Annotated in this window: 24 protein-coding genes and 1 tRNA gene; 9 read left to right on the top strand and 16 right to left on the bottom strand. The window is 73.6% G+C overall.

The annotated features are described in order from the left end of the window. From galK to galT, 4 genes are all read right to left on the bottom strand, one after another. A partial coding sequence (gene galK / locus ACHZ99_RS31750) for a galactokinase (protein ID WP_420308293.1) occupies nt 1-1210 on the bottom strand: 1210 nt, incomplete at its 3' end. Continuing rightward, entirely contained in the window at nt 1207-2232 is a 1026-nt protein-coding gene (gene galE / locus ACHZ99_RS31745; protein WP_420308292.1) for a UDP-glucose 4-epimerase GalE, read from the bottom strand. The genes galE and galK, both read right to left, overlap by 4 nt. Beyond that, entirely contained in the window at nt 2229-2363 is a 135-nt protein-coding gene (locus ACHZ99_RS31740) for a hypothetical protein (RefSeq protein ID WP_420308291.1), read from the bottom strand. The genes galE and ACHZ99_RS31740 overlap by 4 nt, the downstream gene beginning before the upstream one ends. Beyond that, nucleotides 2363-3451: a galactose-1-phosphate uridylyltransferase gene (gene galT / locus ACHZ99_RS31735; RefSeq protein WP_420308290.1), complete on the bottom strand. Its 1089-nt coding sequence runs from the start codon at nt 3449-3451 to the stop codon at nt 2363-2365. The genes ACHZ99_RS31740 and galT overlap by 1 nt, the downstream gene beginning before the upstream one ends. A 240-nt stretch (nt 3452-3691) precedes the next feature. On the opposite strand from galT, the gene ACHZ99_RS31730 reads away from it, so the two are divergent. Together ACHZ99_RS31730 and ACHZ99_RS31725 are read left to right on the top strand one after the other, a co-directional pair. Then, nucleotides 3692-5362 (top strand): sodium:solute symporter family protein, encoded by a 1671-nt coding sequence (locus tag ACHZ99_RS31730; protein ID WP_420308289.1) that lies wholly within the window; start codon nt 3692-3694, stop codon nt 5360-5362. A 9-nt stretch (nt 5363-5371) separates the two neighbouring features. Further along, nucleotides 5372-5767, top strand: coding sequence for a hypothetical protein (locus ACHZ99_RS31725; protein WP_420308288.1), 396 nt, complete (start codon nt 5372-5374; stop codon nt 5765-5767). 48 nt (nt 5768-5815) lie between these two features. On the opposite strand, the gene ACHZ99_RS31720 is transcribed toward ACHZ99_RS31725, so the two are convergent. Beyond that, nucleotides 5816-6511 carry a response regulator transcription factor gene (locus ACHZ99_RS31720; RefSeq protein WP_420308287.1) on the bottom strand — a complete coding sequence of 232 codons (696 nt, stop codon included), beginning with the start codon at nt 6509-6511 and terminating at the stop codon, nt 5816-5818. Between the two features lie 350 nt (nt 6512-6861). Between ACHZ99_RS31720 and ACHZ99_RS31715 the strand changes: the two genes are divergently transcribed. Both ACHZ99_RS31715 and ACHZ99_RS31710 read left to right on the top strand, forming a co-directional pair. Beyond that, complete coding sequence (locus ACHZ99_RS31715; protein ID WP_420308286.1) at nt 6862-7659, top strand: LuxR C-terminal-related transcriptional regulator; 798 nt, start codon at nt 6862-6864, stop codon at nt 7657-7659. Nucleotides 7660-7875: 216 nt separating this feature from the next. Next, complete coding sequence (locus ACHZ99_RS31710; RefSeq protein WP_420308285.1) at nt 7876-9951, top strand: serine/threonine-protein kinase; 2076 nt, start codon at nt 7876-7878, stop codon at nt 9949-9951. 27 nt (nt 9952-9978) lie between these two features. On the opposite strand, the gene ACHZ99_RS31705 is transcribed toward ACHZ99_RS31710, so the two are convergent. After that, on the bottom strand, nt 9979-10473 hold the full coding sequence (locus ACHZ99_RS31705) for a MarR family winged helix-turn-helix transcriptional regulator (protein ID WP_420308284.1): 495 nt from the start codon (nt 10471-10473) through the stop codon (nt 9979-9981). A gap of 71 nt (nt 10474-10544) precedes the next feature. Between ACHZ99_RS31705 and ACHZ99_RS31700 the strand changes: the two genes are divergently transcribed. Beyond that, nucleotides 10545-11342 carry a trans-aconitate 2-methyltransferase gene (locus ACHZ99_RS31700; RefSeq protein WP_420308283.1) on the top strand — a complete coding sequence of 266 codons (798 nt, stop codon included), beginning with the start codon at nt 10545-10547 and terminating at the stop codon, nt 11340-11342. After that, on the top strand, nt 11339-11698 hold the full coding sequence (locus ACHZ99_RS31695; protein ID WP_420308282.1) for a VOC family protein: 360 nt from the start codon (nt 11339-11341) through the stop codon (nt 11696-11698). The genes ACHZ99_RS31700 and ACHZ99_RS31695 overlap by 4 nt, the downstream gene beginning before the upstream one ends. A gap of 159 nt (nt 11699-11857) precedes the next feature. Here the strand turns inward: ACHZ99_RS31695 and ACHZ99_RS31690 are convergent, their stop codons facing one another. Together ACHZ99_RS31690 and ACHZ99_RS31685 are read right to left on the bottom strand one after the other, a co-directional pair. Beyond that, the gene (locus ACHZ99_RS31690) at nt 11858-12550 is read right to left on the bottom strand and encodes a TetR family transcriptional regulator (RefSeq protein WP_420308281.1); all 693 of its coding nucleotides are present in this window, start codon (nt 12548-12550) and stop codon (nt 11858-11860) included. After that, a complete protein-coding gene (locus ACHZ99_RS31685; protein ID WP_420308280.1) occupies nt 12550-13611 on the bottom strand; it encodes an acyl-CoA desaturase in 1062 nt (353 codons plus the stop codon). The genes ACHZ99_RS31690 and ACHZ99_RS31685 overlap by 1 nt, the downstream gene beginning before the upstream one ends. A 352-nt stretch (nt 13612-13963) precedes the next feature. Here ACHZ99_RS31685 and ppc point away from each other — a divergent pair, with 352 nt between their 5' ends. Then, complete coding sequence (gene ppc / locus ACHZ99_RS31680) at nt 13964-16759, top strand: phosphoenolpyruvate carboxylase (RefSeq protein ID WP_420308279.1); 2796 nt, start codon at nt 13964-13966, stop codon at nt 16757-16759. 217 nt (nt 16760-16976) lie between these two features. On the opposite strand, the gene ACHZ99_RS31675 is transcribed toward ppc, so the two are convergent. From ACHZ99_RS31675 to ACHZ99_RS31650, 6 genes are all read right to left on the bottom strand, one after another. Continuing rightward, nucleotides 16977-17687 (bottom strand): LPXTG cell wall anchor domain-containing protein, encoded by a 711-nt coding sequence (locus ACHZ99_RS31675; RefSeq protein ID WP_420308278.1) that lies wholly within the window; start codon nt 17685-17687, stop codon nt 16977-16979. 144 nt (nt 17688-17831) lie between these two features. After that, nucleotides 17832-18422, bottom strand: a complete 591-nt coding sequence (gene pth, locus ACHZ99_RS31670; protein WP_420308277.1) for an aminoacyl-tRNA hydrolase — start codon at nt 18420-18422, stop codon at nt 17832-17834. Between the two features lie 121 nt (nt 18423-18543). Then, nucleotides 18544-19158, bottom strand: coding sequence for a 50S ribosomal protein L25/general stress protein Ctc (locus ACHZ99_RS31665; RefSeq protein ID WP_420308276.1), 615 nt, complete (start codon nt 19156-19158; stop codon nt 18544-18546). A gap of 198 nt (nt 19159-19356) precedes the next feature. Continuing rightward, nucleotides 19357-20334 (bottom strand): ribose-phosphate diphosphokinase, encoded by a 978-nt coding sequence (locus ACHZ99_RS31660; protein WP_420308275.1) that lies wholly within the window; start codon nt 20332-20334, stop codon nt 19357-19359. 96 nt (nt 20335-20430) lie between these two features. Next, nucleotides 20431-21915, bottom strand: a complete 1485-nt coding sequence (gene glmU, locus ACHZ99_RS31655; RefSeq protein WP_420308274.1) for a bifunctional UDP-N-acetylglucosamine diphosphorylase/glucosamine-1-phosphate N-acetyltransferase GlmU — start codon at nt 21913-21915, stop codon at nt 20431-20433. Nucleotides 21916-22025: 110 nt separating this feature from the next. After that, nucleotides 22026-22099: transfer RNA gene (locus tag ACHZ99_RS31650), tRNA-Gln, on the bottom strand. Between the two features lie 155 nt (nt 22100-22254). Between ACHZ99_RS31650 and ACHZ99_RS31645 the strand changes: the two genes are divergently transcribed. Beyond that, complete coding sequence (locus tag ACHZ99_RS31645; protein WP_420308273.1) at nt 22255-23682, top strand: sensor histidine kinase; 1428 nt, start codon at nt 22255-22257, stop codon at nt 23680-23682. A 73-nt stretch (nt 23683-23755) separates the two neighbouring features. Here ACHZ99_RS31645 and ACHZ99_RS31640 read toward each other — a convergent pair whose 3' ends face one another. Both ACHZ99_RS31640 and ACHZ99_RS31635 read right to left on the bottom strand, forming a co-directional pair. Then, complete coding sequence (locus ACHZ99_RS31640) at nt 23756-24286, bottom strand: SUKH-3 domain-containing protein (RefSeq protein WP_420308272.1); 531 nt, start codon at nt 24284-24286, stop codon at nt 23756-23758. A 3-nt stretch (nt 24287-24289) separates the two neighbouring features. Next, a complete protein-coding gene (locus tag ACHZ99_RS31635) occupies nt 24290-24808 on the bottom strand; it encodes a YwqJ-related putative deaminase (protein ID WP_420308271.1) in 519 nt (172 codons plus the stop codon). A 354-nt stretch (nt 24809-25162) separates the two neighbouring features. Between ACHZ99_RS31635 and ACHZ99_RS31630 the strand changes: the two genes are divergently transcribed. After that, nucleotides 25163-26146, top strand: a complete 984-nt coding sequence (locus ACHZ99_RS31630) for an HNH endonuclease (protein ID WP_420308270.1) — start codon at nt 25163-25165, stop codon at nt 26144-26146. Nucleotides 26147-26255: the final 109 nt, after the last annotated feature.

Raw genomic sequence — 26255 nt, 5'->3', positions numbered from 1 at the left:
CCGCGCCCGGTACCGCCGCGAAGGTGCGCGGGGGGCGGAAGTCCGCCGCGGCGAACGCCGACTCGACCGCCTTGGTGACCGTGTCGACCGCGTCCGTCTCGGCCAGCACGATCGCCGAGCCGCCGAAGCCGCCGCCGGTCATCCGCGCGCCGAGCGCGCCCGCGGCGACCGACGACTCGACGACCACGTCGAGTTCGCGGCAGGAGACGCGGAAGTCGTCGCGCAGCGAGGCGTGTCCGGCGAGCAGGACCGGGCCGATGTCGCGGGTGCGGCCGGCGTCGAGCAGCGTGATGCACTCCTCGACGCGCCGGTCCTCGGTGACGACGTGCCGTACGAGCGGACGCAGCGCGGGGTCCGGCAACCGGGTCAGCGCGGCGTCCAGCTCCGCGTACGGCACGTCCCGCAGCGCCGGTACGTCCAGCGCCCGGGCCGCCGCCTCGCAGCCGGCGCGCCGCCGCGCGTACTCGCCGTCGCCCAGGGCGTGTTTGACCTGGGTGTCGACGACGAGCAGGGTGAGCCCCTCGGCGGCCAGGTCGAAGGGCACGGCGCGCTGGGTGAGGTCCCGGGTGTCGAGGTAGAGCACGTGGCCAGCGGTGCAGCAGGCGGAGGCCATCTGGTCCATGATCCCGCTGGGCACGCCGACGAAGTCGTTCTCGGCGTGCTGGCTGACCTTCGCCAGCCCCACGGGGTCGAGACCCAGGCCGCACAGGTCGCTGAGCGCCAGCGCCGTGGACACCTCCAGCGCCGCCGACGAGGACAACCCGGCGCCCGTGGGGACCGTGCTCTCGTAGTGGATGTCGGCGCCGCGGAAGTCCGCGAAGCCGTCGGCCATGCGGCGCAGCGCCCACACCACGCCCGTCGGGTACGCGGCCCAGCCGCCGCGGTCGCCGCCGACTGTCAGGGGGTCGATGCCGTCGACGTTCAGTTCCACGAGGCGGGAGCCGGCGTCGCCGGAGTGCAGCCGCAGCACGCCGTCGTCGCGGCGGCGGGCGGCGGCGAGGGTGGTGTGCGGGAGGGCGAGCGGCATGACGAAGCCGTCGTTGTAGTCGGTGTGCTCGCCAATGAGGTTGACGCGGCCGGGTGCCGCCCAGACCCCGGCGGGCTGCTCCCCGTACAGCTCGGCGAACGCCGCGGCGGTCTCCGCCACGGCGGTCGCCTCCGCGCCCGCACCCGCAGCCGTCCGCGTCTCCGCCGTCTCTCCAGCCGTCATCGGTCCCCTCCGCCTTCCCCCGCGCCCGTGACCCGCTGTGCGAAGTCCCAGGCGTCGGACACGATCCCGTCCAGGTCCGTACGCGACGGCCGCCAGCCCAGCTGCTCCTTCGCGGCCTCCGCCGACGCCACCAGCACCGCCGGGTCCCCCGCCCGCCGCGGCGCGACCACCTCGGGCACGGCGTGCCCCGTCACCCGGCGCACCGTCTCGACGACCTCGCGCACGGAGAAGCCCGCGCCGTTGCCGAGGTTGCAGATGCGGTGCTCGCCGGGGCGTACGGCGTCGAGCGCGAGGAGGTGCGCCTCGGCGAGGTCGGCGACGTGGATGTAGTCGCGGATGCAGGTGCCGTCCGGGGTCGGGTAGTCGTCGCCGAAGACGGAGATCGACTCGCGCCGGCCCAGGGCCACCTGGAGCACCAGCGGGATGAGGTGCGACTCGGGGTCGTGGCGCTCGCCGTACGGGCCGCCGCCGGCCGGCGGGAAGTACGCGCCGGCGACGTTGAAGTAGCGCAGCGACGCGGCGGCGAGGCCGTGGGCGTGGCACTCGCCGCCGATCATCTGGTCGACGGCGAGCTTGGAGGCCCCGTACGGGTTGGTCGGCGCGGTGACGGCGTCCTCGGTGATCGGCACGGACTGCGGCTCGCCGTAGGTGGCGGCGGTGGAGGAGAACACCAGCCGCCGTACTCCCGCGTCGCGCATCGCGGCGAGCAGCTCCAGGGTGCCGCCGACGTTGTTGCGCCAGTACTTCTCGGGGTGCGCGACGGACTCGCCGACCTGCGACGAGGCGGCGAAGTGCAGCACGCCGTCGTACGAGGAGTCCAGCCACTTCGCGGCGTGCTGGATCCGGTCCTCGATGAACTCGGCGCCCTCCGGCACCCCGTCGCGGAACCCGGTCGTCAGGTCGTCGACCACCGTCACCCGGTGCCCGGCCGCCAGCAGGTGCGCCGCGACGACGCTCCCCACGTACCCGGCCCCGCCGGTCACGAGATACCTCCGGCCGCCCGGGGCCGCGTTCTCACTCACGCGCTCGCTACCTCTCGCAGTCGTTCGGCCGCCTGCTCGGGCGGCGTGTCGGTCGTCGGGGCGTCGGTCGTCGGGATGTCGGCCGCCGGGATGTCCGTCGCGGGGCGGGCCGGGGTGCCGTCGGCAGACATCACGCGCTCGCTACCTCTCGCAGTCGTTCGGCCGCCCGCTCCGGCGGCACATCCGTGACAAAGGCGTCCATCGCGGACTCCGAACCCGCCAGGTACTTCAACTTCCCCGGGCTCCGCCGAATCGTGAACAGCTCCAGGTGCAGAGCGTAGTCATCGCGCCCCGCCGCCCGCACGGGCGCCTGGTGCCACGCCGAGATGTACGGCGTCGGCGGCTCGTCCGGCCCGAAGATACGGTCGAATCTGCGCAGCAGTTCGAGATACACCTCCGGGAACTCCGCCCGCGCCGCGTCGTCCAGCGCCGGCAGGTCCGGCACCCGCCGGCGCGGGTAGAGGTGCACCTCGTACGGCCAGTGCGCCGCGTACGGCACGAAGGCCACCCAGTGCGCCCTCTCCAGCACCACCCGCGTCCCGGCCGCCGCCTCCGCGCGGACCACGGTGTCGAAGAGGTTCTCGCCCGTCTTCGCCCGGTGGTCCGCCACGCAGCGCATCATCTGGGCGGTGCGCGGGGTGACGTACGGGTAGGCGTAGATCTGGCCGTGCGGGTGGCCGAGGGTGACGCCGATCTCCCTGCCGCGGTTCTCGAAGCAGAAGACCTGCTCCACGCCGGGGAGTTCGGCCAGTTCCGCGGAGCGGTCGGTCCACGCCTCCAGCACCAGCGCCGCCCCGGCGGGGGAGAGGTCGGCGAAGGAGGCGTCGTGGTCGGAGGTGAAGCAGACGACCTCGCAGCGCCCCGCGCCGGGGGCGCGGGTGAACGGCGGCTCGCCGGTCGCCGGGCCGGGCCCGCCGGTCAGTGAGGGGAAGCGGTTCTCGAAGACGGCGACGTCGTAGTCGTCGGCGGGGATCTCGGTGTGCCGTCCGTTCCGCGAGGGGCACAGGGGGCACTCGTCGGCGGGCGGGTGGTACGTGCGGCCCTGGCGGTGCGAGGCGACGACCACCCACTCGCCGCGCAGCGGGTCGAAGCGCGCCTCCGACGCGGTGCGTGTCGGCTCCAGGGGGCGGCGGTCGGCCGCGTCCCGGACGGCGTCGTCACGCGCGTCGAAGTAGATCAGCTCGCGCCCGTCCGCGAGCTGCGTGTGCGTCTTCTTCACTGGAGCCTCTTCCTCGGCCCTGGCCTGCCCTGCCTGCCGGTCGTCACGGTCCGGTCGCTGCCCAAACACAATCGAACACAATGAACCACAAGCCAACAGGGGAGTCAACGCCGGAGCGTCGGTCCCGCCAAATTTTCCCTTATCGGACATTCTGGGTGCGGTATCCAGCAGGCAACAGAACAGTCCCCACAGAAGCATTCGGAATCCAACGCCACCGCGCAATGAAGCGGACCTGAACCCATGCACCCACTCGCGGCAGAGCTGCGGCTCGACACCAACGCCCTCGACTACGTGATCATGGCCCTGTACTTCGTCGTCGTGCTCGGCATCGGGTTCCTGGCCCGGCGAAGCGTCAAGACCAGCCTCGACTTCTTCCTCTCCGGGCGCTCCATGCCCGCCTGGATCACCGGCCTGGCGTTCATCTCCGCCAACCTCGGTGCCACCGAGATCCTCGGCATGGCCGCCAACAGCGCCCAGTACGGCGTCTACACCACCCACTGGTACTGGATCGGCGCCATCCCGGCCATGGTCTTCCTCGGCCTGGTGATGATGCCCTTCTACTACGGCTCGAAGGTCCGCTCGGTGCCGGAGTTCCTGCTGCACCGCTACGACCGCGGTGCCCACCTGCTCAGCTCGGTGCTCTTCTCCTTCGCCGCCGTGCTCATCGCCGGCGTCAACCTCTACGCCATGGCCATCGTCGTCGAGGCGCTCCTCGGCTGGCCGGAGTGGGTCGCCATCGTCATCTCCGCCGCCGTCGTGCTCGTGTACATCACCCTCGGCGGGCTGTCCTCCGCGGTCTACAACGAGGTGCTGCAGTTCTTCGTCATCATCGCGGCCCTGCTGCCGCTGACGATCCTCGCGCTCAAGCGCGTCGGCGGCTGGGACGGCCTCAGCGACACCCTCACCGAGTCCCGCGGCGGCGACTTCGTGACCGCCTGGGGCGGCACCGGCATCGGCAGCGACAACCCGCTGGGCGCCAACTGGCTGACCATCGTCCTCGGCCTCGGCTTCGTCCTCAGCTTCGGCTACTGGACCACCAACTTCGCCGAGGTGCAGCGCGCGCTGTCCGCCAGGAACCTCTCCGCCGCCAAGCGCACGCCGCTCATCGGCGCGTACCCGAAGGTCTTCATCGTCTTCCTGGTGATGATCCCCGGGCTGGCCGCGGCCGCCCTCGTGCCGAAGATCGGCACGTCCGGCTCGGACCTGACGTACAACGACTCGATCCCGTACCTCATGGAGCAGCTGCTGCCCAACGGCGTCCTGGGCGTCGCCGTCACCGGGCTGCTGGCGGCGTTCATGGCCGGTATGGCGGCGAACGTCTCCTCGTTCAACACCGTGTTCACCACCGACATCTGGGAGCCCTACGTCAAGCGCGGCCAGACCGACGCGTACTACCTGCGCTTCGGGCGGATCATCACCGTGATCGGCGTGGCGGCGAGCGTCGGCACGGCGTTCATCGCGTCCAGCTTCAGCAACATCATGAGCTATCTGCAGACGCTCTTCTCCTTCTTCAACGTGCCGATGTTCGTCGTCTTCATCATCGGCATGTTCTGGAAGCGCACGTCCGTGAAGTCCGGCTTCTGGGGGCTGCTCGTCGGCACGGTCGCCGCGATGCTCAACTACTTCTGGATCTACAAGCAGGAGGTCATCAGCATCCCCACCGACCAGGGCGCCAACTTCGTCTCGGCGATCGTCGGCTTCGTCGCCGGCGCGGCCGCGATGGTGATCGTCACCGCGTTCACCTCCCCCAAGCCCGCCGAGCAGCTCGCGGGCCTCGTCTACGGCACCCGCTCCCCGGGCATGTCCGAGCCCCCGGCGGAGGGGGACGACGCCTGGTACCGCAGCCCGGCCCTGCTGGGCTGGGGCGCGATCGTCCTGGCCGCCGCCTGCTACATCCCCTTCTCCTTCTAGGAGCGCACCATGAGCGAGAGCAACCGGCGCCCGGACGGCCCGGGCCACGGCGGTCCGGGCCACGGGGGCCCGGACCACGGCGTGCCGGACACCGGCGAGCTGGCGCAGACGGTCGAGGAGCTGGAGCGGAAGTCGGCGACGGCCAGCAGGCTGTTCGACGTACGGCGGCTGATCGGCGGGCTGTTCGTCGTGTACGGCGTGATCCTCGTGATCGTCGGCGCCTTCGACTCCGGCGCGGAGATCGCGAAGGCGGAGGACGTGCGCATCAACCTGTGGACGGGGCTCGGGATGCTGGCGCTCGGGCTGTTCTTCCTGGCGTGGCAGCTGCTGCGGCCGATGCACCCGCCGTCGGCGGAGGAGCTGGCGGAGGCGATGCGGGGAGGGGACGGGCCGGAGGGCCACTGACGCGTACGCGCGCGTGGACGCGTGCGCCGTACGGGCGGTCGTCCGGGCCTACCCCGTGCCGTCGCCGTCCGCCGCCGGGCGGGCGGCGGCGCGGTCCAGCAGCCCCGTACGGGCCGCCAGCGCCGCGGCTTCGAGCCGCGAACCCACCCCGAGCTTCATCAGCACCCGCTGCACGTGCGTACGGGCCGTGCTCGCCGCTATTCGCATCCCTTCCGCGATCAGCCGCGTGTCCTCGCCCTCCGCCACCCGCACCAGCACCTCGACCTCCCGCGGGGTGAGCAGCTGAAGCAGCCGGGCGCCCTCGTCGTCCGGCTCCGCCGCCGGGTTGAGCAGCTCCGTGAACGCACTCTGCAGCAGCTGCGGCGCCACCGCCGCCTCCCCGGCCCGCGCCTTGACCAGCGCCCGCTCCACGCCCTCGATGCGCTCGTCGTGCCGTACGTAACCGGAGGCGCCCGCGGCGAACGCCGCCGCGATGCCGCGCGGGTTCGGCACCGGGCCGAGCACCACCACCGCAATCTGCGGCCGCTCCCGCTTGATCCGCAGCACCGGGTCGAACGCCCCGGGCGCGGCCGGCGCCGCCGTGCCCAGCAGGCACACCTCAGGCCCTCTGCTCACCACCAGCTCCGCGGCGCCCGCCGTGGGTGCGGCCGCGGCCAGCACCCGGTGCCCGCGCAGCCTGAGCGCGGACGCCAGAGCCTCGGCGAGCAGGCGGTGCTCGTCGACCACGATCAGCCGAACGGCCATCACGCCCTCCCCCGGGGTCCACTGCCCCGGCAACGTACAGCCTTACCGCCCCCGTGCCCGCCGGAACTCCGGAATCCATCCGGAACGGGCCCCTATCCGGCCGGTTTCTACGCCGCGTGGCGAACTCGCCACGGAAAGTTCGCCGTTGGGCTTCCCTTGTCGGTCCCGCGCCCTACGCTGTGGGGGCAGCACCGGTGGGGGCCGGTGCCGTTCAGGGGACGAGAGTCGTGGGTACGGCGCACGGGGCGGGGTAGCTATGGGACGCGGCGGCGGCCGCAGCTCATGCTTGTGCTTCCCGCTTTGTGCGCCGTATTCCGCGAGTTCTGGTCGTCCGTGACATGGGGGTGTCCGTGGTTCGGATCCGGGTCCTGGTGGCCGATGCCCACCGCGTGTTCGCCGAGTCGCTGGCCGCGGCGCTGGCGGCCGAGCCGGATGTCGACGTGCTGCCGGCCGGCAGCGGTCACGCGGCGCTGCGCTCGCTGGAGCGGGCCGCCGCGGAGGGCCGCCGGTTCGACGTGTTCCTGGTCGACGCCGACCTCGACCGCGAGGCGCCCGCGGTGCCGGCGCCCGCGCCCGCGCAAGCCGTCGCGGGGAACGGCGCGTCGCCCGCCGCGGCGGCGCCCGGTGCGCCGGTGCCCGGCGGGCCGGGCGGGGTATCGCTCACCGCGCGCGTCCGCGCGGCGCACCCGCAGACGCGCACGGTGGTCCTCGCCGCCCGCGACGACCCCGCGCGCGCGGCGGCGGCGCTCCAGGCCGGGGCCTTCGGCTGGGTCGCCAAGGACAGCTCGCTGTCCCGGCTGCTGGCGGTGATCCGCGGTGTGCTCCGCGGCGAGACCCATCTGCCTCCCGCGCTGCTCACCGGCGTGCTGCGGGAGCTGACGGCGGCCCGGGAGCACCGTACGGAGAGCGAGCAGCTGGTCGAGTCGCTGACCCCGCGGGAGCACGAGGTGCTGCGCTGCATGGTCGCGGGCCTGGGCCGCAAGGCGGTCGCCGAGCGGCTGTACCTGTCGCCGCACACGGTCCGTACGCACATGCAGAACGTGCTGGGCAAGCTCGGGGTGCACTCGACGCTGGCCGCCGTCGCGCTCGCCCGCCGCGCGGGCGTGGGCCCGGTGGACCTGGGCGAGCCGGCCCGGGTGGGCGGCTAGCGCCGCGGCGGGTGCGGAAGCGGTCCGCCCGCCCGCCCGCCGCGTGTCCGGCCGGCCGTGCTGTCCCCGGCGCGTACCGGCCCGGCCGAGGCGCGATTTGTGAAGACTCTGGGTACACCCTCCATACGGCCCGTACCGGGCCCGTAGCCCTCAGTAGGCTGGACCGAGGCGTGCGCGGCTCCGGCCGTCAGGGACAACTCGACCGAGGGGAGACTCGTGCGTTCCGGGGACATTTTCGCCGAGCGCTACGTGCTCAAGGAGGTGCTCGGCACGGGGCGGGGCGGGGACGTGTGGCGGGCCGCGGACACGGTGCTGGGCCAGGACGTCGCGCTGAAGCCGGAGCGGGCGGGCGGTCCCGGCGGGACCGCGGTGCGGCAACTGCTGGGCGAGCCGCGTGCCATGGCCAAGTTCCGTGACCACCCCCACGTCGTGACGCTGTTCGACGTCGTGCCCGCGGAGCCGGACGAGTCCGGGGCGCGGGCCTTCTGGTTCGTCATGGAGTACGTGCCGGGCGGCGGCCTCGACCGGAGGCCGAGGTTCTCCCCCGAGCAGGCGGCCCGTATCGGCGCGCAGCTCGCGGCCGCGCTGGCGGCGTTACATGAGGCGGGCATCGTCCACTGCGACGTCAAGCCCGCCAACATCGGTCTCACCCGGCAGGGGGACGCGAAGTTGCTCGACTTCGGGGCCGTCCACCGGACCGGCGGCACCGAGACGATCACTCTCGAAGGGCCCGTCAGCTACACCCCGGACTACGCCGCCCCCGAGGTGGCCCGGGGCAACCACCCGCAGCCGGCCTCGGATGTGTTCTGCCTGGCCGCGACCCTTCACGCGCTGGTCACCGGGGCGCCGCCGCGCGGGGGCACGTGCCGTGCGGACGCCGTCTCCGCCGGGACGGGGGACGAGGCCGACCCGGAGGACGCCGGCGAGCAGGGCGAGTGGCTGAGGTACTGGAAGGCGGAGCGGGGTGTCGTCGAGCTGGACCCCGCCGTGGGGCTGCTTGCTCCCGTGCTCGCCGCCATGCTGCGACGCGACTTCCGGCAACGCCCCGACGCCGCCGAGGCCGGGCGGCTCCTGGCGGCCGTGGCCGCGCCCGGGCAGGGAACCTCCGGGGACGCCGCCCCCGAGGCCGGTGCCGCGGGCGGCACGGCCGCGGCAGACACGGTCCCGGGAGACACGATCCTGGAAGACACGGTCCCGCAAGACACGGCTCCGGGCGGTACGGCCGCGGGGGACACGGCCCCGGGGGGCGGCCCCGCGGGGGGCACCGCCACGACCGGCACCGGCGCCCCGCGCCGGCGGTGGCGGCTGCCGCTGGCCGCCGCCGCTCTCGGCGCCGTCGCGCTGCTGGCCCTGGCGTTCCTCGTCGTCCCCGGCCACGACGACGCCGGGAGCACCCCGCGGGGAGACGACGCGAAGAGCGCGTCGAACGCGCTGATCGCCGATCCGCACACGGCCGACGTGTGCGCCATGGCGGACCCCGCCGCCTTCGGTCAGTTCGGCGCGGAGGACGTCCGCGTGGACGTGGACTACGGGAACTTCGACCAGTGCGACGTCCTGCTGGAGATCGACGAGGAGACCCGGATCGACGTGTCGCTCAGCCTGCGGGAGGGCACCCCGCCCGAGGGCGCCGAGCCCTCCCGCACCATCGGGAGGATCGACATCCACCGGGAGGAGCCGGAGAGTGACGAGTGCACGCTGCTGCTGTCGTCCGACACCGCCACCGGGGGCGGGCTCGTGGGCGTACGGGTCAACATGGGCAAGGGCACCGTCGTCGGCGGCGCCGCGACCCTGTGCACGGTCGCGGACCGGGCCGCGGAGAGCGCGGCCGAGGTCCTCGACCGGGGCCCGCTCCCACGCCGCCAGCCGGCCTACCCGAGCAGGTCGCTCGCCTGGGCGGACGCCTGCCGGCTGCTGGACGCCCGGGCGCTGTCGGCCGTGTCCGGCCTCAAGGACGACGTCCCGAGCACCGGCGTCGCCAACTGGAGCTGCGAGTGGGCGAACGACGACGGCGGCCTGGACGTGAAGATCGCCTTCTTCCGCGACCAGCCCAAGTCCGGGGAGGACGCCGTCACCACCGTCCGGCCGAGCGGGTACCGCACCGTGGTGGAGCCGGACGACGACGGCGCCACGTGCTCCGCCTTCGTCGAGTACCGCAGGTACAGCGGCCAGGGCGCCGAGACCGCCGCCGAGATGGTGCGGCTGGACGTCGGCGGGCGCCCGCCCACGGAGAAACTCTGCGAGATGGCCGAGGACCTCGCGTCCTCCGCCGCGGCCGAACTCCGCGCGCGCTGACGCGGCGCGTCCGCGCCGGGCGGCCCGCTACGGGACGTTGTCGAACGGCGCCGTCAGCTGCCGCAGCAGCGCCGCCAGCTCCCGGCGCCGCTCCGTCGGCAGCTCCGCCAGGATCGCCCGCTCCTGCGCCAGCAGCGCCGCCAGCGCCGCGTCCGCGCGCTCCCGGCCCTCCGCGGTGAGCCGTACGAGGACCCCGCGCCGGTCGCTGGGGTCCGGCAGCCGCTCGACCAGGTCCTTCTTCGCCAGCCGGTCGATGCGGTTGGTCATGGTCCCGGAGGTCACGAGGGTCTGGGTGAGGAGCTGGCCGGGGGAGAGCTGGTACGGGTCGCCGGCCCGGCGCAGCGCGGTGAGGACGTCGAACTCCCAGCCCTCCAGGCCGTGTTCCGCGAAGGCCAGCCGCCGCGCCCGGTCCAGGTGGCGGGCCAGCCGGCTCACCCGGCTCAGCACCTCCAGCGGCTCCACGTCGAGGTCGGGGCGCTCCCGGCGCCACGCCGCGACCAGCCGGTCCACCTCGTCCCGCATGCGATCAGTGTAGTTGGTCTGTCGACATGAAGTCTCTTGACATCGAGATACATGGGCGGAACGCTGACACCATGACCTCACCCTCCTGGGACCCGCGGCAGTACCTGCGCCACGAGGGAGCCCGCACCCGTCCGCTCACGGACCTTCTCGCCCGCGTCGGCGACCCGCCGCGCCGGCCCGCCCGGATCGCCGACATCGGATGCGGCACCGGCAACGGCACCGCGCTGCTCGCCGCCCGCTGGCCCGACGCCCACCTCACCGGGTACGACAGCTCGCCCGACATGCTCCGCGCCGCCGCCGCGCACGCCGGCCCCACGCCCGGCGGGGGCCGGATCGACTTCGCGCCCGCCGACCTCGCCGACTGGACGCCGGAGCCCGGAACGTACGACCTGATCTTCGGCAACGCCGTGCTCCAGTGGGTGCCCGACCACTGGGAGCACTTTCCCCGCTGGCTCGCCGGCCTCGCCCCCGGCGGCACCTTCGCCTTCCAGGTCCCCGGCAACTTCGACGCCCCCAGCCACGCCCTGATGCGGCAGCTCACCCGCGACCCGCGCTGGCGCGACCGGCTCGACGGCGTGCTGCCCGACCGGCCGGTCCTGCAACCCGTCGCGTACCTGGAGCTGCTCTACGACCTCGGCTGCGCGGCCGACGCCTGGGAGACCACGTACACCCACCTCCTGCACGGCGCCGACCCGGTGCTGGACTGGGTGACCGGCACCGGCCTGCGGCCCGTCCTCGACGCCCTCGGCGACGCGGCCGACGCCTTCGTCACCGCCTACGCCGCCCTGCTGCGCACCGCCTACCCGCCGGGCCCGCACGGCACCCCGTTCCCGTTCCGCCGCATCTTCGCGCTGGGAGTCGCCCCGTGATCACCGGAATCGACCACGTTCAGCTCGCCGTCCCCGCCGGGAGCGAGGAGCTGCTGCGCGTCTTCTACGGAGACGTGCTCGGCATGACCGAGGAGCCCAAGCCGGCGGTGCTCGCAGCCCGCGGCGGCTGCTGGTTCCGCTCCGGCGCCGTCGTGCTGCACCTCGGCGTCGAGCAGGACTTCCGCCCGGCCCGCAAGGCGCACCCCGCGCTGATCGTCACCGACCTCGACGCGCTGGCCCGCCGGCTGGCCGCCCGCGGCCACGACGTGACCTGGGCCGACGGCGAGATCCCGGGCGTACGGCGCTTCCACACCGCGGATCCGGTCGGCAACCGGCTGGAGTTCCAGGCGGCGTAGGGGCCCCGCCGCCCCCGGGCCCCGGCCCGGGACCCGCGCGGCATCCGGACCGGCGCGTGGCCCCGGCCCCCGCGGGCGTCCGGACCGCCGCCGGACCTCCACCGGACGACCCGGCGCCGCCCGGCGCCGCCGGGCGGCCCCCTCGGCGCGTACCGCGCGCTAGGCCCGGCGGTGGCCTATCAGCCGCGGCTTCGCCTCCAGGTCGCCCAGGCCGTGCCAGGCCAGGTTCACCAGATGCGCCGCGACCTCCGCCTTCTTCGGCTTCCGCACGTCCAGCCACCACTGCCCGGTCAGCGCCACCATCCCCACCAGCGCCTGCGCGTACAGCGGCGCCAGCTTCGGATCGAACCCGCGCGACTTGAACTCCAGCCCCAGGATGTCCTCCACCTGGGTGGCGATGTCGCTGATCAGCGAGGCGAACGAGCCGTGCGACTGGGCCACCGGGGAGTCCCGCACCATGATGCGGAAGCCGTCGGTGTACTCGTCGATGTAGTCCAGCAGCGCGAACGCCGCCTGCTCCAGCAGCTCCCGCGGATGCCCCGCGGTCAGCGCGCTCGCCACCATGTCGAGGAGCTGCCGCATCTCCCGGTCCACGACGACCGCGTACAGCCCCTCCTTGCCGCCGAAGTGCTCGTACACCACCGGCTTGGACACGCCCGCCTTCGACGCGATCTCCTCCACGGACGTCGCCTCGAAGCCGCGCGCCGCGAACAGCGTGCGGCCCACGTCGAGGAGCTGTTCGCGGCGCTCCTTGCCCGTCATCCGCCGCCGGGTCCGGCGCGGGGGCTTCCCCTCGCCGCCGTCACCGCTGTTGCCCGCGCTGGTCTTACCGCCGGTAGCCACGGGCACCATCATGCCGCTTCGGCGGCGGCCTCCTCACGCCGGGCCGACCCGGCGGCCCCGGCCGACTCCTTGCCGGCGGCCTTGCCCGCGCCCCGGCCCGCGTCGTCGTCCTTGTTGCGCTTCGACTCGATACGGGACTCGCTCGGCCAGCGCACGTCGTACGCCCAGCCCAGCTTCTCGAACCAGCGGATGATCCGCGCGCTGGAGTCGATCTGGCCCTTCATCACGCCGTGCCGCGCGCAGGTCGGGTCCGCGTGGTGCAGGTTGTGCCAGGACTCGCCGCCGGACAGGACGGCCAGCCACCACACGTTCCCCGAGCGGTCCCGGGACTTGAACGGGCGCTTGCCGACCGCGTGGCAGATCGAGTTGATCGACCACGTGACGTGGTGCAGCAGCGCCACCCGGACCAGCGACGCCCAGAAGAACGCCGACAGCGCCCCCTGCCACGACCAGGTGACCAGCCCGCCGACCAGCGGCGGGAACACCAGCGACACCGTCGTCCACAGCACGAACTGACGCGACACCCGGCGGACCGCGGTGTCCTTGATCAGATCCGGCGCGTACTTGTTCTGCGGGGTCTGCTCCTCGTCGAACATCCAGCCGATGTGGGCCCACCACAGGCCCTTCATCAGCGCCGGAACCGTCTCGCCGAACCGCCAGGGGGAGTGCGGGTCGCCCTCGGCGTCGGAGAACTTGTGGTGCCTGCGGTGGTCCGCGACCCAGCGCACGATCGGGCCCTCGACCGCCATCGACCCGGCGATCGCCAGCGCCACCCGCAGCGGCTTCTTCGCCTTGAACGAGCCGTGCGTGAAGTACCGGTGGAACCCGACGGTCACCCCGTGCAGGCCGAGGAAGTACATGAACACCATCAGCCCGAGGTCGAGCCAGCTCACCCCCCAGCCCCAGGCCAGCGGGATGGCCCCCACCAGCGCGACGAACGGCAGCACGATGAAGGCCAGCAGCGTGATCTGCTCGACCGACCTCTTGCTCTCACCGCCGAGCGTCGCGGACTCGGCGGGGACCGTGGCCGGGCGTGGCTGCTCGTCGATCACATCGGGCGTGGACGGCATGGGCATCCCTCGGAGGCTGGGGAACATGGACGGGGACATAGGGACGGGAGAACATCGACCGGAGGCTACGGTCCCGTAACCTACGTTGGCGTAAGTATGGCATGCCTCAGTTACGGGCTGAAAGAGGCACGGTCCGCACGGGCGTACTTCCGCGCCCGCGTGGAAGGAACACCTGTTGAGTGCCCGCAGACGCCGGTTCCCATGCCGCGACCCGGCGGGCTTCGCCCACCCGGGCAGCAAGCAGGGCCTACTAATGTGGGGGCGTCGGACAGCGCGGTCCGCACCCCGGCCCGCCGCGCTCTCGCACGCGGCGGGCGGAAACACCAGCGCCGCACGCCAAGGAGCCGCACCAGTGACCAGTGCCGACACCCACGCGCACCGCCCCGCCGGAGCCGTCGCCGGCCCCGACCCGGGCGCCGCGGCCGCCGGCAACGCCGAGCTGCGCGCCGACATCCGCCGCCTCGGCGACCTGCTCGGCGAGACCCTCGTCCGCCAGGACGGGCCCGAGCTGCTCGACCTCGTCGAACGTGTCCGCGCCCTCACCCGCACCGACGGCGACGCCGCCGCCGAGCTGCTGCGCACCGTCGACCTGGAGACCGCCGCCCGGCTCGTCCGCGCCTTCTCCACCTACTTCCACCTCGCCAACGTCACCGAGCAGGTGCACCGCGGCCGCGAGTTCCGGGCCCGCCGGGCGGCGGAGGGCGGCAGCCTGGCCCGTACCGCCGACATGCTGAAGGACGCCGACCCCGAACACCTGCGCGAGACCATCGCCAGCCTCGGCGTACGCCCCGTCTTCACCGCCCACCCCACCGAGGCCGCCCGCCGCTCCGTCCTCACCAAGCTCCGCGACGTCGCCCGGCTGCTGGAGGCCGACGAGGGCACCTCCGACGCCGACCGCCGCCGCTGCGACCGCCGGCTCGCCGAGGACATCGACCTCATCTGGCAGACCGACGAGCTGCGCGTCGTCCGCCCCGAGCCCGCCGACGAGGCCCGCAACGCCATCTACTACCTCGACGAGCTCAACCGCGGCGCCGTCGGCGACGTCCTCGAAGACCTCGCCGCCGAGCTGGAGCGCGCCGGCGTCGACCAGGCCGCCGTCCTGCCGCCCGGCACCCGCCCGCTGACCTTCGGCACCTGGATCGGCGGCGACCGCGACGGCAACCCCAACGTCACCCCCCAGGTCACCTGGGACGTCCTCCTGCTCCAGCACGAACACGGCATCACCGAGGCCATCGGCCACGTCGACGACCTGCGCTCCGCCCTGTCCAACTCCATCCGCAACGGCGGCGCCACCGACGAGCTGCTGGAGTCCGTCCGGCACGACCTGGAGCTGCTCCCCGAGATCAGCCCCCGCTACAAGCGGCTCAACGCCGAGGAGCCCTACCGGCTCAAGGCCACCTGCATCCGGCAGAAGCTCCTCAACACCCGCCGCCGCCTCGCCGACGGCAGCGCCCACGTCCCCGGCCGCGACTACCTCGGCACCCAGGAGCTCATCGACGAGCTGACCCTCGTGCAGACCTCGCTGCGCGAACACCGCGGCTCACTCGTCGCCGACGGCCGGCTGGAGCGCACCATCCGCACCGTCGCCGCCTTCGGCCTCCAGCTCGCCACCATGGACGTACGCGAACACGCCGACGCCCACCACCACGCCCTCGGCCAGCTCTTCGACCGGCTCGGCGAGGAGTCCTGGCGCTACCTCGACATGCCCCGCGACTACCGCCGCGGCCTCCTCGCCCGGGAGCTGCGCTCCCGCCGCCCCCTCGCCCCCACCCCCGCGCCGCTCGACGCCGCCGGGGCGAAGACCCTCGGCGTCTTCGAGACGGTCAAGAAGGCCATCGACGCCTTCGGGCCCGAGGTCATCGAGTCGTACATCATCTCCATGTGCCAGGGCGCCGACGACGTCTTCGCCGCCGCCGTCCTCGCCCGCGAGGCCGGGCTCCTCGACCTGCACGCCGGCTGGGCGAAGATCGGCATCGTGCCGCTCCTGGAGACCACCGACGAACTGCGGATCGCCGACGACCTCCTCGACGCCATGCTCTCCGACCCCTCCTACCGCCGCCTCGTCTCGCTCCGCGGCGACGTGCAGGAGGTCATGCTCGGCTACTCCGACTCCTCCAAGTTCGGCGGCATCACCACCTCCCAGTGGGAGATCCACCGCGCCCAGCGCCGGCTGCGCGACGTCGCCCACCGGCACGGCGTACGGCTCCGCCTCTTCCACGGCCGCGGCGGCACCGTCGGCCGCGGCGGCGGCCCCACCCACGACGCGATCCTCGCCCAGCCCTGGGGCACCCTCGAAGGCGAGATCAAGGTCACCGAGCAGGGCGAGGTCATCTCCGACAAGTACCTCGTGCCGTCCCTGGCCCGGGAGAACCTCGAACTCACCGTCGCCGCCACCCTCCAGGCGTCCGCCCTGCACACCGCGCCCCGTCAGTCGGTGGAGGCGCTGACCCGCTGGGACGCCGCCATGGACGTCGTCTCCGACGCCGCCCACGCCGCCTACCGCCGCCTCGTCGACGACCCCGACCTCCCCGCCTACTTCTTCGCCTCCACCCCCGTCGACCAGCTCGCCGACCTGCACCTCGGCTCCCGGCCCTCCCGCCGCCCCGACACCGGCGCGGGGCTCGACGGGCTCCGGGCGATCCCGTGGGTCTTCGGCTGGACGCAGTCGCGGCAGATCGTGCCGGGGTGGTTCGGCGTCGGCTCCGGGCTGCGGGCGGCGCGGGAGGCGGGGCTCGACGCGGTGGTGGAGGAGGCGTACGAGCACTGGCACTTCTTCCGCAACTTCCTGGCCAACGTCGAGATGACGCTCGCCAAGACCGACCTGCGGATCGCCCGGCACTACGTCGACACACTCGTGCCCGACGAGCTGAAGCACATCTTCGCCGCGATCGAGGCCGAGCACGAGCTGACGGTCAGCGAGGTGCTGCGCATCACCGGGGAGAGCGAGCTGCTGGAGGCCAACCCGGTGTTGCAGCAGACGTTCCGCGTCCGCGACGCCTACCTCGACCCGATCTCGTATCTGCAGGTGACGCTGCTGGGGCGGCAGCGGGAGGCCGCCGAGCGGGGGGAGGAGCCGGATCCGTTGCTGGGGCGGGCGCTGCTGCTGACGGTGAACGGGGTGGCGGCGGGCCTCCGCAACACGGGGTGACCTCCGGTCGGGGCGGCGGGGCGGAGGGGTGGCGTCCCGCTGCCGGGGCGGCGGGCGGTGGCGTCACGCTGCCGCGGCGGACGTTGCTGCTGACGGGGTGACTCGGGGCGGCGGGGCGGCGTTCCCGTGTCCGTACGCCGCGCGTGGACCGTCCCCCCCCCGAGCCCGCATACGGGTACGGCCCCCACCCGGCGGGTGGGGGCCGTACCGCGGGGTGTCAGTGCTGGCCGCGCATGCCGCGGCGGCGGAGCACCAGGTAGCCGCCCAGGCCCAGCAGGCCCGCCGCGACGACCGAGATACCCGTCACCGACGCGCCGGTCGCGGCCAGGCCGCCGTCGTCGTCGCCACCGCCCTGCGCGCCGGGCGCATTGGACTCCGTGGGCGTCGCGTCGTCGGCCGGGGGCGTGCTCTCCTCGCCGGGCTCACTCGGCTCCTCCGCCGGCTCGGACGGCTCGTCCGTGGGGGCGTCGGTCGGGGGCATGCTGGTCGAGGGCGAGGGGCTCTCGGTCGGCGTCTCCATGCTGGGGCAGGTGTGCGAGAGGTTGAACAGCTCCAGCTCGCCGCCCTCCACCTCGGCCACCGCCGAGGTGAGCTGCGCGCCCGGAGCGGACGCGACGTTCGCGTGCTTGTCCGACGGCGGCCCGAAGTCGGTGATGACCTGCTCGCCGCCCGGCTCGAAGGTCACGGTCAGCTTGACGAACTCGGAGGAGTTGCCGGGGAGGACGAAGTGCCAGCCGTCCTGGTCCCGCGGCACCCCGGGGCACTCCTTCTCCTGCGGAACCCCGCCCGCGGTCGAGTCCGTCGTGCGCGGCAGTTCCTGCCGCAGCTCGACCGTGTACGTGTCCGTGGCCAGGGCCGCCGGAGCGGAGAGCAGCAGGGACGCGGCGGCGGTCGCGGCGACCGCACCGACCGAAGCTATGGTGCGCATGTGAAACCCAACTTCGTGAGTGAAAGGCGTACGGAAGAGAAGTTGGGGGGCGGCTCAGCTTCCGTCGCCGACGCGGTGCCGGTCAAGGCTGTGGGGTGCATGCCAGGGAAATACTCGGTCACATTGTGATGACAGAGCGGCGGATCACCCGTTATACGTGTTCTGGGCCCGCTCCAGCCCCTCGGTGACCAGCGTCTCCACCGCGTCCGCCGCGCGGTCCACGAAGTAGTCGAGATCCTTGCGCTCGGCCGCCGAGAAGTCCTTCAGCACGTAGTCCGCGACGTCCATCCGCCCCGGCGGCCGGCCCACCCCGAAACGTACCCGGAGGTACTCCCGGCCCAGCGCCTGCGACAGCGACCGCAACCCGTTGTGACCGTTGTCGCCGCCGCCGCGCTTCAGCCGCAGCGTGCCGTAGTCCAGATCGAGTTCGTCGTGCACGACGACGAGGCGGTCGAGCGGGATCTTGTAGAAGCCCGCCAGCGCCGCGACCGGGCCGCCGGACAGGTTCATGTACGCCATCGGCTTGGCCAGCACGATCCGGCGGCTCAGCGGCCCCGGCGGCCCCAGCCGCGCCTCCACGGACTGCGCCCGCGACTTGTGCGTCCGGAACCGGCCGCCCGCGCGTTCGGCGAGCAGGTCGGCGACCATGAAGCCCACGTTGTGCCGGTTGCCCGCGTACCCCGGGCCCGGATTGCCCAGGCCCACGACGAGCCACGGCTGTGCGGCGTCGGACATCTGCTGGCTCTCCCGGGGTGCGTGCTCGTACGGGGACGGGGGGCGGGCCGGTGGCGCGGGGCCGCGGCGGGCACGTACGGGACCCTGCCCGTGCCGTGCGAACGCCGCGGCCCGCCCGCCGTCACTCCTCGGACGCGCCCTCGGTGGCCACGGCCTCGCCCTCGGCGGTCTCGCCCTCCGCCGCCGGCTCCTCCGCCTGCGGCGCGACCACGTGCAGCACCGGGTCGTCGCCCTCCACCGCGAGCGTCACGCCGGCCGGCAGCTTCACGTCCTGCGCCGTCACCGTCGCGCCGGCCTCCAGGCCCTCGACGCTGACCGTCACCGACTCCGGGATGTTGGTCGCCTCGGCCTCGACGGGCAGCGCGTGCAGGGTGTGCTCCAGGAGGTTCTGGCCCGGCGCCAGGTCGCCCTCCACGTGGATCGGGATCTCGACGGAGACCTTCTCGCCGCGCTTCACGACCAGCAGGTCGACGTGCTTCAGCACCCCGCTGCGCAGCGTGTCGCGCTGCACGTCCTTCGGGATGACCAGCTCGGACTTGCCGTCGACCTCCAGGCTGATCAGCACGTTCGACGTCTTCAGCGCCATCAGCAGGTCGTAGCTCGGGAGCGCCACGTGCCGCGGGTCGCCGCCGTGGCCGTAGACGACACCCGGAATCTTGTCCTGGCGGCGCAGCCGGCGGGCCGCGCCCTTGCCGGTCTCGGTCCGCGCCTCCGCGGCGATCTTGTACTCGGCCATGACTGCACTCCTCGCAGTAGGTGTAGCTGACGGGACGGTCACCCGGCCGCGATCGGCCTGCCACGAAGAGCGCGTCGATAACGGAGCACCGGACCACCGGAACTTTGACGAACCGGGGCGGCCTCCCTCGCCGAGCAACTCCGTGAGTCTACCCGGCGGCGGGAGGCCGCCCCAAGTCGATCTTCGTCGCGGCGGCGGCTACGCGTGCTCGTCGAAGAGGCTGGTCACCGACCCGTCCTCGAACACCTCGCGCACCGCACGCGCGATCACCGGCGCCATCGACAGCACCGTGATCTTGTCCAGCTCCAGCTCGCCCGGCGTCGGCAGCGTGTTCGTGAAGATGAACTCGCTGACCTTCGACCCCTTCAGCCGGTCGCCCGCCGGGCCCGACAGCACCCCGTGCGTCGCCGCCACGATCACGTCCTCCGCGCCGTTCGCGAACAGCGCGTCCGCCGCCGCGCAGATCGTGCCGCCGGTGTCCACCATGTCGTCCACCAGCACGCACACCCGGCCCTCCACGTGCCCGACGACCTCGTGCACCGTCACCCGGTGCGCCACGTCCGGATCGCGGCGCTTGTGCACGATCGCCAGCGGCGCGCCCAGCCGGTCGCCCCACCGGTCCGCCACCCGCACCCGCCCCGCGTCCGGCGACACCACCGTCAGCTTCGACCGGTCCGTCTTCGACGCCACGTAGTCCGCCAGCACCGGCAGCGCGAACAGATGGTCCACCGGGCCGTCGAAGAAGCCCTGGATCTGGTCCGTGTGCAGATCCACCGTCAGAATGCGGTCCGCGCCCGCCGTCTTCAGCAGATCCGCGATCAGCCGGGCCGAAATCGGCTCCCGGCCGCGGTGCTTCTTGTCCTGCCGGGCATAGCCGTAGAACGGCACGATCGCGGTGATGCTGCGCGCCGACGCCCGCTTCAGCGCATCCACCATGATCATCTGTTCCATGATCCACTGGTTGATGGGCGTCGTGTGGCTCTGCATCACGAAACAGTCGGCACCCCGCGCCGACTCCTCGAAACGGACGTAGATCTCACCGTTGGCGAAGTCGAACGCCTTGGTCGGAACGAGGCCCACACCCAGCTGGTGTGCGACCTCCTCGGCTAGCTGCGGATAGCCACGGCCGGTGAAAAGCATCAGCTTCTTCTGGCCGGTCGTCTTGATCCCGGTCACAGCACGTTCTCCTCGGTATCGGGGCAGGCGGCCGGGCGGGCGGCCGGTCGGGTGTCCTACTCACCGTACGCCCCGAACCTGCCCACCCCCACGCCGTCACCCCTGCTGACCGGCGCCCTCGTCGCCCTCCGCGCCCGCGTCGCGGGCCGCCTCCGCCGCCCGCGCCGCCGCGCTTCCCGGGCGCTTGCGGGCCACCCAGCCCTCGATATTGCGCTGCTGTCCCCGCGCCACCGCCAGCGAACCCGCCGGCACATCCTTCGTGATCACCGACCCCGCCGCCGTATACGCGCCGTCCCCGATTGTGACCGGCGCAACAAGCATGTTGTCCGCCCCCGTACGGCAATGACTGCCGATCGTCGTGTGGTGCTTCGCCACCCCGTCGTAGTTGACGAACACACTCGCGGCACCGATGTTCGTGAACTCACCGATCGTCGCGTCCCCCACATACGACAGATGCGGCACCTTCGTCCCCGCCCCCACATCCGCGTTCTTCATCTCCACATACGTGCCCGCCTTCGCCCCCGTCCCCAGCCGCGTACCCGCCCGCAGATACGTGTACGGGCCCACCTTCGCCTCCGGCCCGATCTCCGCCCCGTCCGCGACCGTGTGCAGCACCCGCGCCCCCGCGCCGACCACCGTGTCCGACAGCGTGCACCCCGGCCCGACCTCCGCCCCGGCACCGAGGCGGGTGGCCCCCGTCAGCTGCGTCTGCGGATGCACCACCGCGTCCGGCTCGTACGTCACCGCCACGTCGAACCACGTCGACGCCGGATCCACCACCGTCACCCCCGCCAGCATCGCGTCGTGCAGCAGCCGGTCGTTGAGCAGCCGGCGCGCCTCGGCCAGCTGCACCCGGTTGTTGATGCCCAGGATCTCCCGGTGGTCGGCGGCGAGCGAGGCACCCACCCGGTGACCCGCGGCGCGCAGAATCCCCAGCACGTCGGTCAGGTACTCCTCGCCCTGGCTGTTGTCCCGCCGCACCTGCGTCAGCGCCGACGCCAGCAGCTTCGCGTCGAACGCGAACACCCCGGAGTTGATCTCCCGGATCTCCCGCTGCGCGGCGGACGCGTCCTTGTGCTCCACGATCCCGGTCACGGCCCCGGCGCCCGTACTGCCGTCGCGGACGATGCGCCCGTACCCGGTGGCGTCCGGCACCTCGGCGGTCAGCACGGTCACGGCGTTCCCGCCGTCCGCGTGCGCCTCCGTGAGCCGCGCCAGCGTCTCCCCGGCCAGCAGCGGCGTGTCCCCGCACACCACCACCACGGTCCCGTCCAGCTCCACCCCGCCGCCGGCCAGTTCCTCCAGCGCGATCCGCACGGCGTGCCCGGTGCCGTTCTGCTCCTGCTGCACGACGGCCCGGGCGGCGGGGGCGACCTCGCCGAGATGCGCGGTGACGGCCTCGCGGCCGTGCCCGACGACCACGACGAGGTGCTCGGGGGCCAGCTCACCGGCGGCGGCGACGACGTGCCCGACGAGGGAGCGGCCACAGATGCGGTGCAGGACCTTGGGGGTCGCGGACTTCATCCGGGTGCCCTCGCCCGCGGCGAGTACGACGACGGCTGCGGGGCGGTTCGCGGTCACGTGAGGTCCTTACGCAGGCGGAATCGGGGATACCGGCAGGATACCGAGGGGGTACGCGGGGGTAACGCAAACGGGCCCCGGCGCCTGCCGGGACCCGGGCGGGACGTGGGCTCCCCCGCAAGGATTTGAACCTTGACCTGCCAAAACCAAAATTTGGTGTGCTGCCGGATTACACCACGGGGGATCGTCGCGCCTCAGACCCTACCGGAGCCGCCGCACTGCGCCGAGCCGCTTCCCGGGCGCCGTTGCGTACCCGGTGGTTTCGGGTGCGTTCGAATCCGTTGGGCGCCGGCGAACCCGAAGCCTGTCCCCGCGCGATCGGCCTTTACGCTGGTTGGTATGACCGCGTCGGGGGTAGCCGTGAGCGAGGTCTCCGGGGGGCGGAGGCCGCTCTGGTGGTGGGAGCGGCGCCGGTCGATGGCGCTGGACGTGGGGCTGGCGCTGGCGTCGGCGGCGGAGTGCGCCGTGCAGGGCGTGCCGTTCTCGCGCGACACCGGGCTGCCGGTGGGGTTCGTGATCGTGCTGGGCGTCGTCGCGGGCAGCGCGCTGGTGCTGCGGCGGCGGTGGCCGATCGTCCCGGTGCTGGTGGCGATCGCCGTCACACCCGCCGAGATGGGCTTCCTGCTCAACACCGTCGGCCTCTACACCCTCGCCGCCTCCGACATCCCGCGGCGCATCACCGCGGCGCTGGCCGGCATGTCCGTGTCGGCCGTGATCATCGTCACGTTCGTGCAGATGTACCAGACCTTCGAGGAGCACGAACGGGACTCCCCGTTCGTCCTGGCCGCGCTCGTCGCCCTGCTGATGTCGGTCGGCCTGACGGTGCCGCCGCTGCTGCTCGGGCTGTACTCCGGTGCCCGGCGCCGGCTCGTGGAGAGCCTGCGGGAGCGGGCGGACGGGCTGGAGCGGGAGCTGTCGCTGCTCGCGGACCGGGCGGAGGAGCGGGCGGTGTGGGCGCGGCGCGAGGAGCGGACGCGGATCGCGCGCGACATGCACGACGTGGTGGCGCACCGGGTGAGCCTGATGGTGGTGCACGCGGCGGCGCTGGAGCGGGTGGCGCTCAACGATCCGGAGAAGGCGGCGCGGAACGCGGCGCTGGTCGGGGACATGGGGCGGCAGGCGCTGACGGAGCTGCGCGAGATGCTGGGCGTGCTGCGGGTCCCGGTGGGGTCGGTGACGTCGCCGGCGGGCGGGGCCGGGGACGCGGCGCCGCCCGCGGACTCCGCTGCCGCGCCGGCGCAGTCCGGGTCGGCCGGGGCCGGCGAGGCCGGGGCCGCGGCGGGGGCCCGGCGGGCCGGGCCCGGGGCGGTCGCCGCGGGCGGGGGCGCCGACGGCGGCGGCCCCGGGGCGGCGGCCGGTGGCGCGGACGCCACCGGGGCCGGGCTGGGCGACCTGGAGCTGCTCGTCGGCGAGTCGCGGGTCGCCGGGATGGCCGTGGACTTCGCGGTGGAGGGCGACCCCGGCCCGTACGCCGCCGAGGTGGAGCAGACGGTGTACCGGGTGGTGCAGGAGGCGCTGACGAACGTGCACAAGCACGCCCCGGGCGCCAAGGCGCGGGTGCTGCTGGCGCACCGGGTCGCCGAGGTGGCGGTGCTGGTGACCAACGGCCCGTCCGACGGCGCGTTGCAGAGCGCCGGGCTGCCCAGCGGCGGCAACGGCCTGCTGGGCATGCGCGAGCGCGTGACGGGCCTGGGCGGCGGCTTCGTCTCGGGGCCCACGGAGGGCGGGGGCTTCCGGGTCTCGGCGGTGCTTCCCAGCGGGGCGTAGCGCGGAGCGCGCCCTTCCGTACCCCGCCGGGTGTCCCGGCTGAACCTCCGGTTCCTACGTGCCCCGGCCGCCCCTACCCCGCCTCCGGCGTCAGCCGCCGCGGCTCCAGCCCCGTCACCAGCGTCACCAGCGTCTCGTCGACGCTGCGCCCCAGGAACCAGTCCCCGGTGTGGTCCAGCGCGTATCCCCGGCCCTCCGCGTCGACCGCCAGCACCGCCTGCGCCGTGCTGCCGTCCGGGGCCAGCTCCGCGCCGAGCGGGCACAGCTCCGTCTGCAACGCCCGGCCCAGGTCCGCGAGGGTCCGGGTCAGGTGCAGCCCGTGCATCGGGTCGACGTGCAGGTCGGCGGGGCCCAGCTGGCGGCCCGGGCCCTCGCCGACGACGCGCAGGCCGCCGAACTCCGCCCACGCCTCGACCGCCGCCGGGAACACCGCGTGCAGGTGCCCGCCGGGCGACACATGGGCCCGCAGCGTGTCGGCCCAGCTCTCGGCCTGCCTTATGTCCCACCGGCCCGGCTCCCACCCGGCCGCGCGCAGCGCGCTGTCGACCTCGACGGGGAAGCGGGTGTGGTGCGCGGCCAGGTCGCGCGGGTCCGCGGAGACCACGGCTCAGTCCTCGGCGTGCGCGTCGCCGACGGTGCGCACGCCGAAGTGGGTGAGCAGGGCGGCGCAGGAGCGGCACGGGGGCGCGTACCGCCCGTGCAGCGGGTCGCCGTCCTCGCGGATGTGCCGCGCGGTGATCTTCGCCTGCTTCAGCGCCCGCCGGGCCTCCCCCGCGGACAGCGGCTTGCGCGCGGCCCGCTTGCCCCGGCCGGCCTCGACGGCCGCCAGGTGCCGCGAGAGCAGCACGGCCTCCGGGCAGCGCCCGGTGAACCGCTCGCGGCGGCCGCTGGTGAGCGTGTCGAGGAAGTCCTGGACGAGCGGGTGCAGCAGCGGGCCCCGGTCGGCGCGGCCGGCCGTGCAGGTGAGGGTCTGGCCGCGGACCGAGAGGGCGGCGCCGACGGCCGGCAGCACGCCGTCGCGTCTGCTGCTGAGGCGCGGTGTGCCGTCGCCGGGCTGCGCCGTGTCGCGCCAGTCGGCGCGGGGGTCGGCGGCGGAGCCCGGCCCCGTCCCGATGTCTGTTTCCATGTGTCCGTACGGAGTGTCCGCGTCACCGAAAGGGCTGCCCATACCGCCGTATGGATCGCCGCCGGCTAGCGGATCAGCTGTGTCTGAGCGTGCGTGCATAGCGGTAAGAGCCTCCCCCGTGAAACTCCGCTGTCTCGCGTCGTCCAGCTTGCCACATACGTACGACACGACACCCGGGTCGCCATCCGCACCGGCGTGGGCGCCTCGGGAGCGCCGCTCCGGCGCTGGGCAAGTCCGTCATTGCGGAGCAGATCACGCCGCTTGCCGGGGCGCTGTCTGACCAGGGCGGGACCGGCGGCCACGGCACCCCATAGGCTGTGTTTTGACGGAGACCAACGGCAGGGGGCATACGCGATGACGTCAGGTCGGCGAGGAACGACCGCCGCACCGCCGAACGCGGCATACGCCGGGCAGGTCGTGAACTTCCCGGACCCCGTCCGGGCTGCCAGACACCCCCGCGGCGTCCGGGTCGACGCCGGCGGTTATCCGGACTTCTCGCCGTACGCGCGCGCGGCGGCCGAGATCGCCGACCCGCCGGAGGGCTTCGGCATCGACGAGCTGCGGCTGACGGACTACGTGTCGGCCAACGCGGCGCTGCGGGCGCAGGGCCACGAGCTGTGGTCCACGCTGCCGCCGTCGGCGACGCCGCACGGCTGGACGTGGCACCACGTCGCGGGGACGCGCCGCATGGAGCTCGTACCGGCCGACGTGAAGGCGCTGCTGCGCCACCACGGCGGGCTGGCGACGGCGGCCGTCGACCAGGACAAGCGGGGCACCCGCCCGCTCCAGGAGACGCGGCCGGTGCACTTCACCCTGCCGCGCGAGGGCACGGCGGTCACGGAGGAGCAGGTCGTCGGCGTCGAGGAGGACCTCGGCTACGGGCTGCCGGGCGCGTACCGCGACTTCCTGAAGGCGGCGGGCGGCTGCGCGCCCGTGGGCGCGGCGCTGGACCCGGAGCTGGGGCTCCTGGTGGACCAGCCGTTCTTCACCGTGCGCGACGAGGCGGCGGTCAACGATCTGGTCTACGTCAACAAGTGCCTGCGCGACCATCTGACGAAGGACTATCTGGGCATCGCGTTCCTCCAGGGCGGGGTGCTGGCGCTCCAGACGAAGGGCCGCCGGCGCGGCAGCGTCTGGTTCTGCCCGTACGACGACGCCCGGGACCGGGGCGACGCGGGCTGGTCGGTGGAGGAGCGGGTGGAGCGGCTGCTGCTGTTCTGCGGGGAGGACTTCGACGCCTTCCTGGACCGGCTGGTCGGCGGCCCGCCGGAGCTGGAGACCGTGGCGAATCTGATGGTGGACGGCGGCTTCGCGCGCGCCGTGCCGGTGGAGGGGTGAGGCGGTAATGGTCACCTTCGCACAGGCGCAGGAGCGCGCCGACTCGTGGATCAACGGCGGGGTGCCGGAGCAGCGGCGGCGCGAGGTCAAGGTGCGGGAGTTCGAACTG

Source organism: Streptomyces sp. MAR4 CNX-425, assembly GCF_048656465.1.
Classification (GTDB): domain Bacteria; phylum Actinomycetota; class Actinomycetes; order Streptomycetales; family Streptomycetaceae; genus Streptomyces.
Note: the sequence above shows the minus strand (reverse complement) of the source record. Positions and strands in the feature narration are given on the sequence as shown.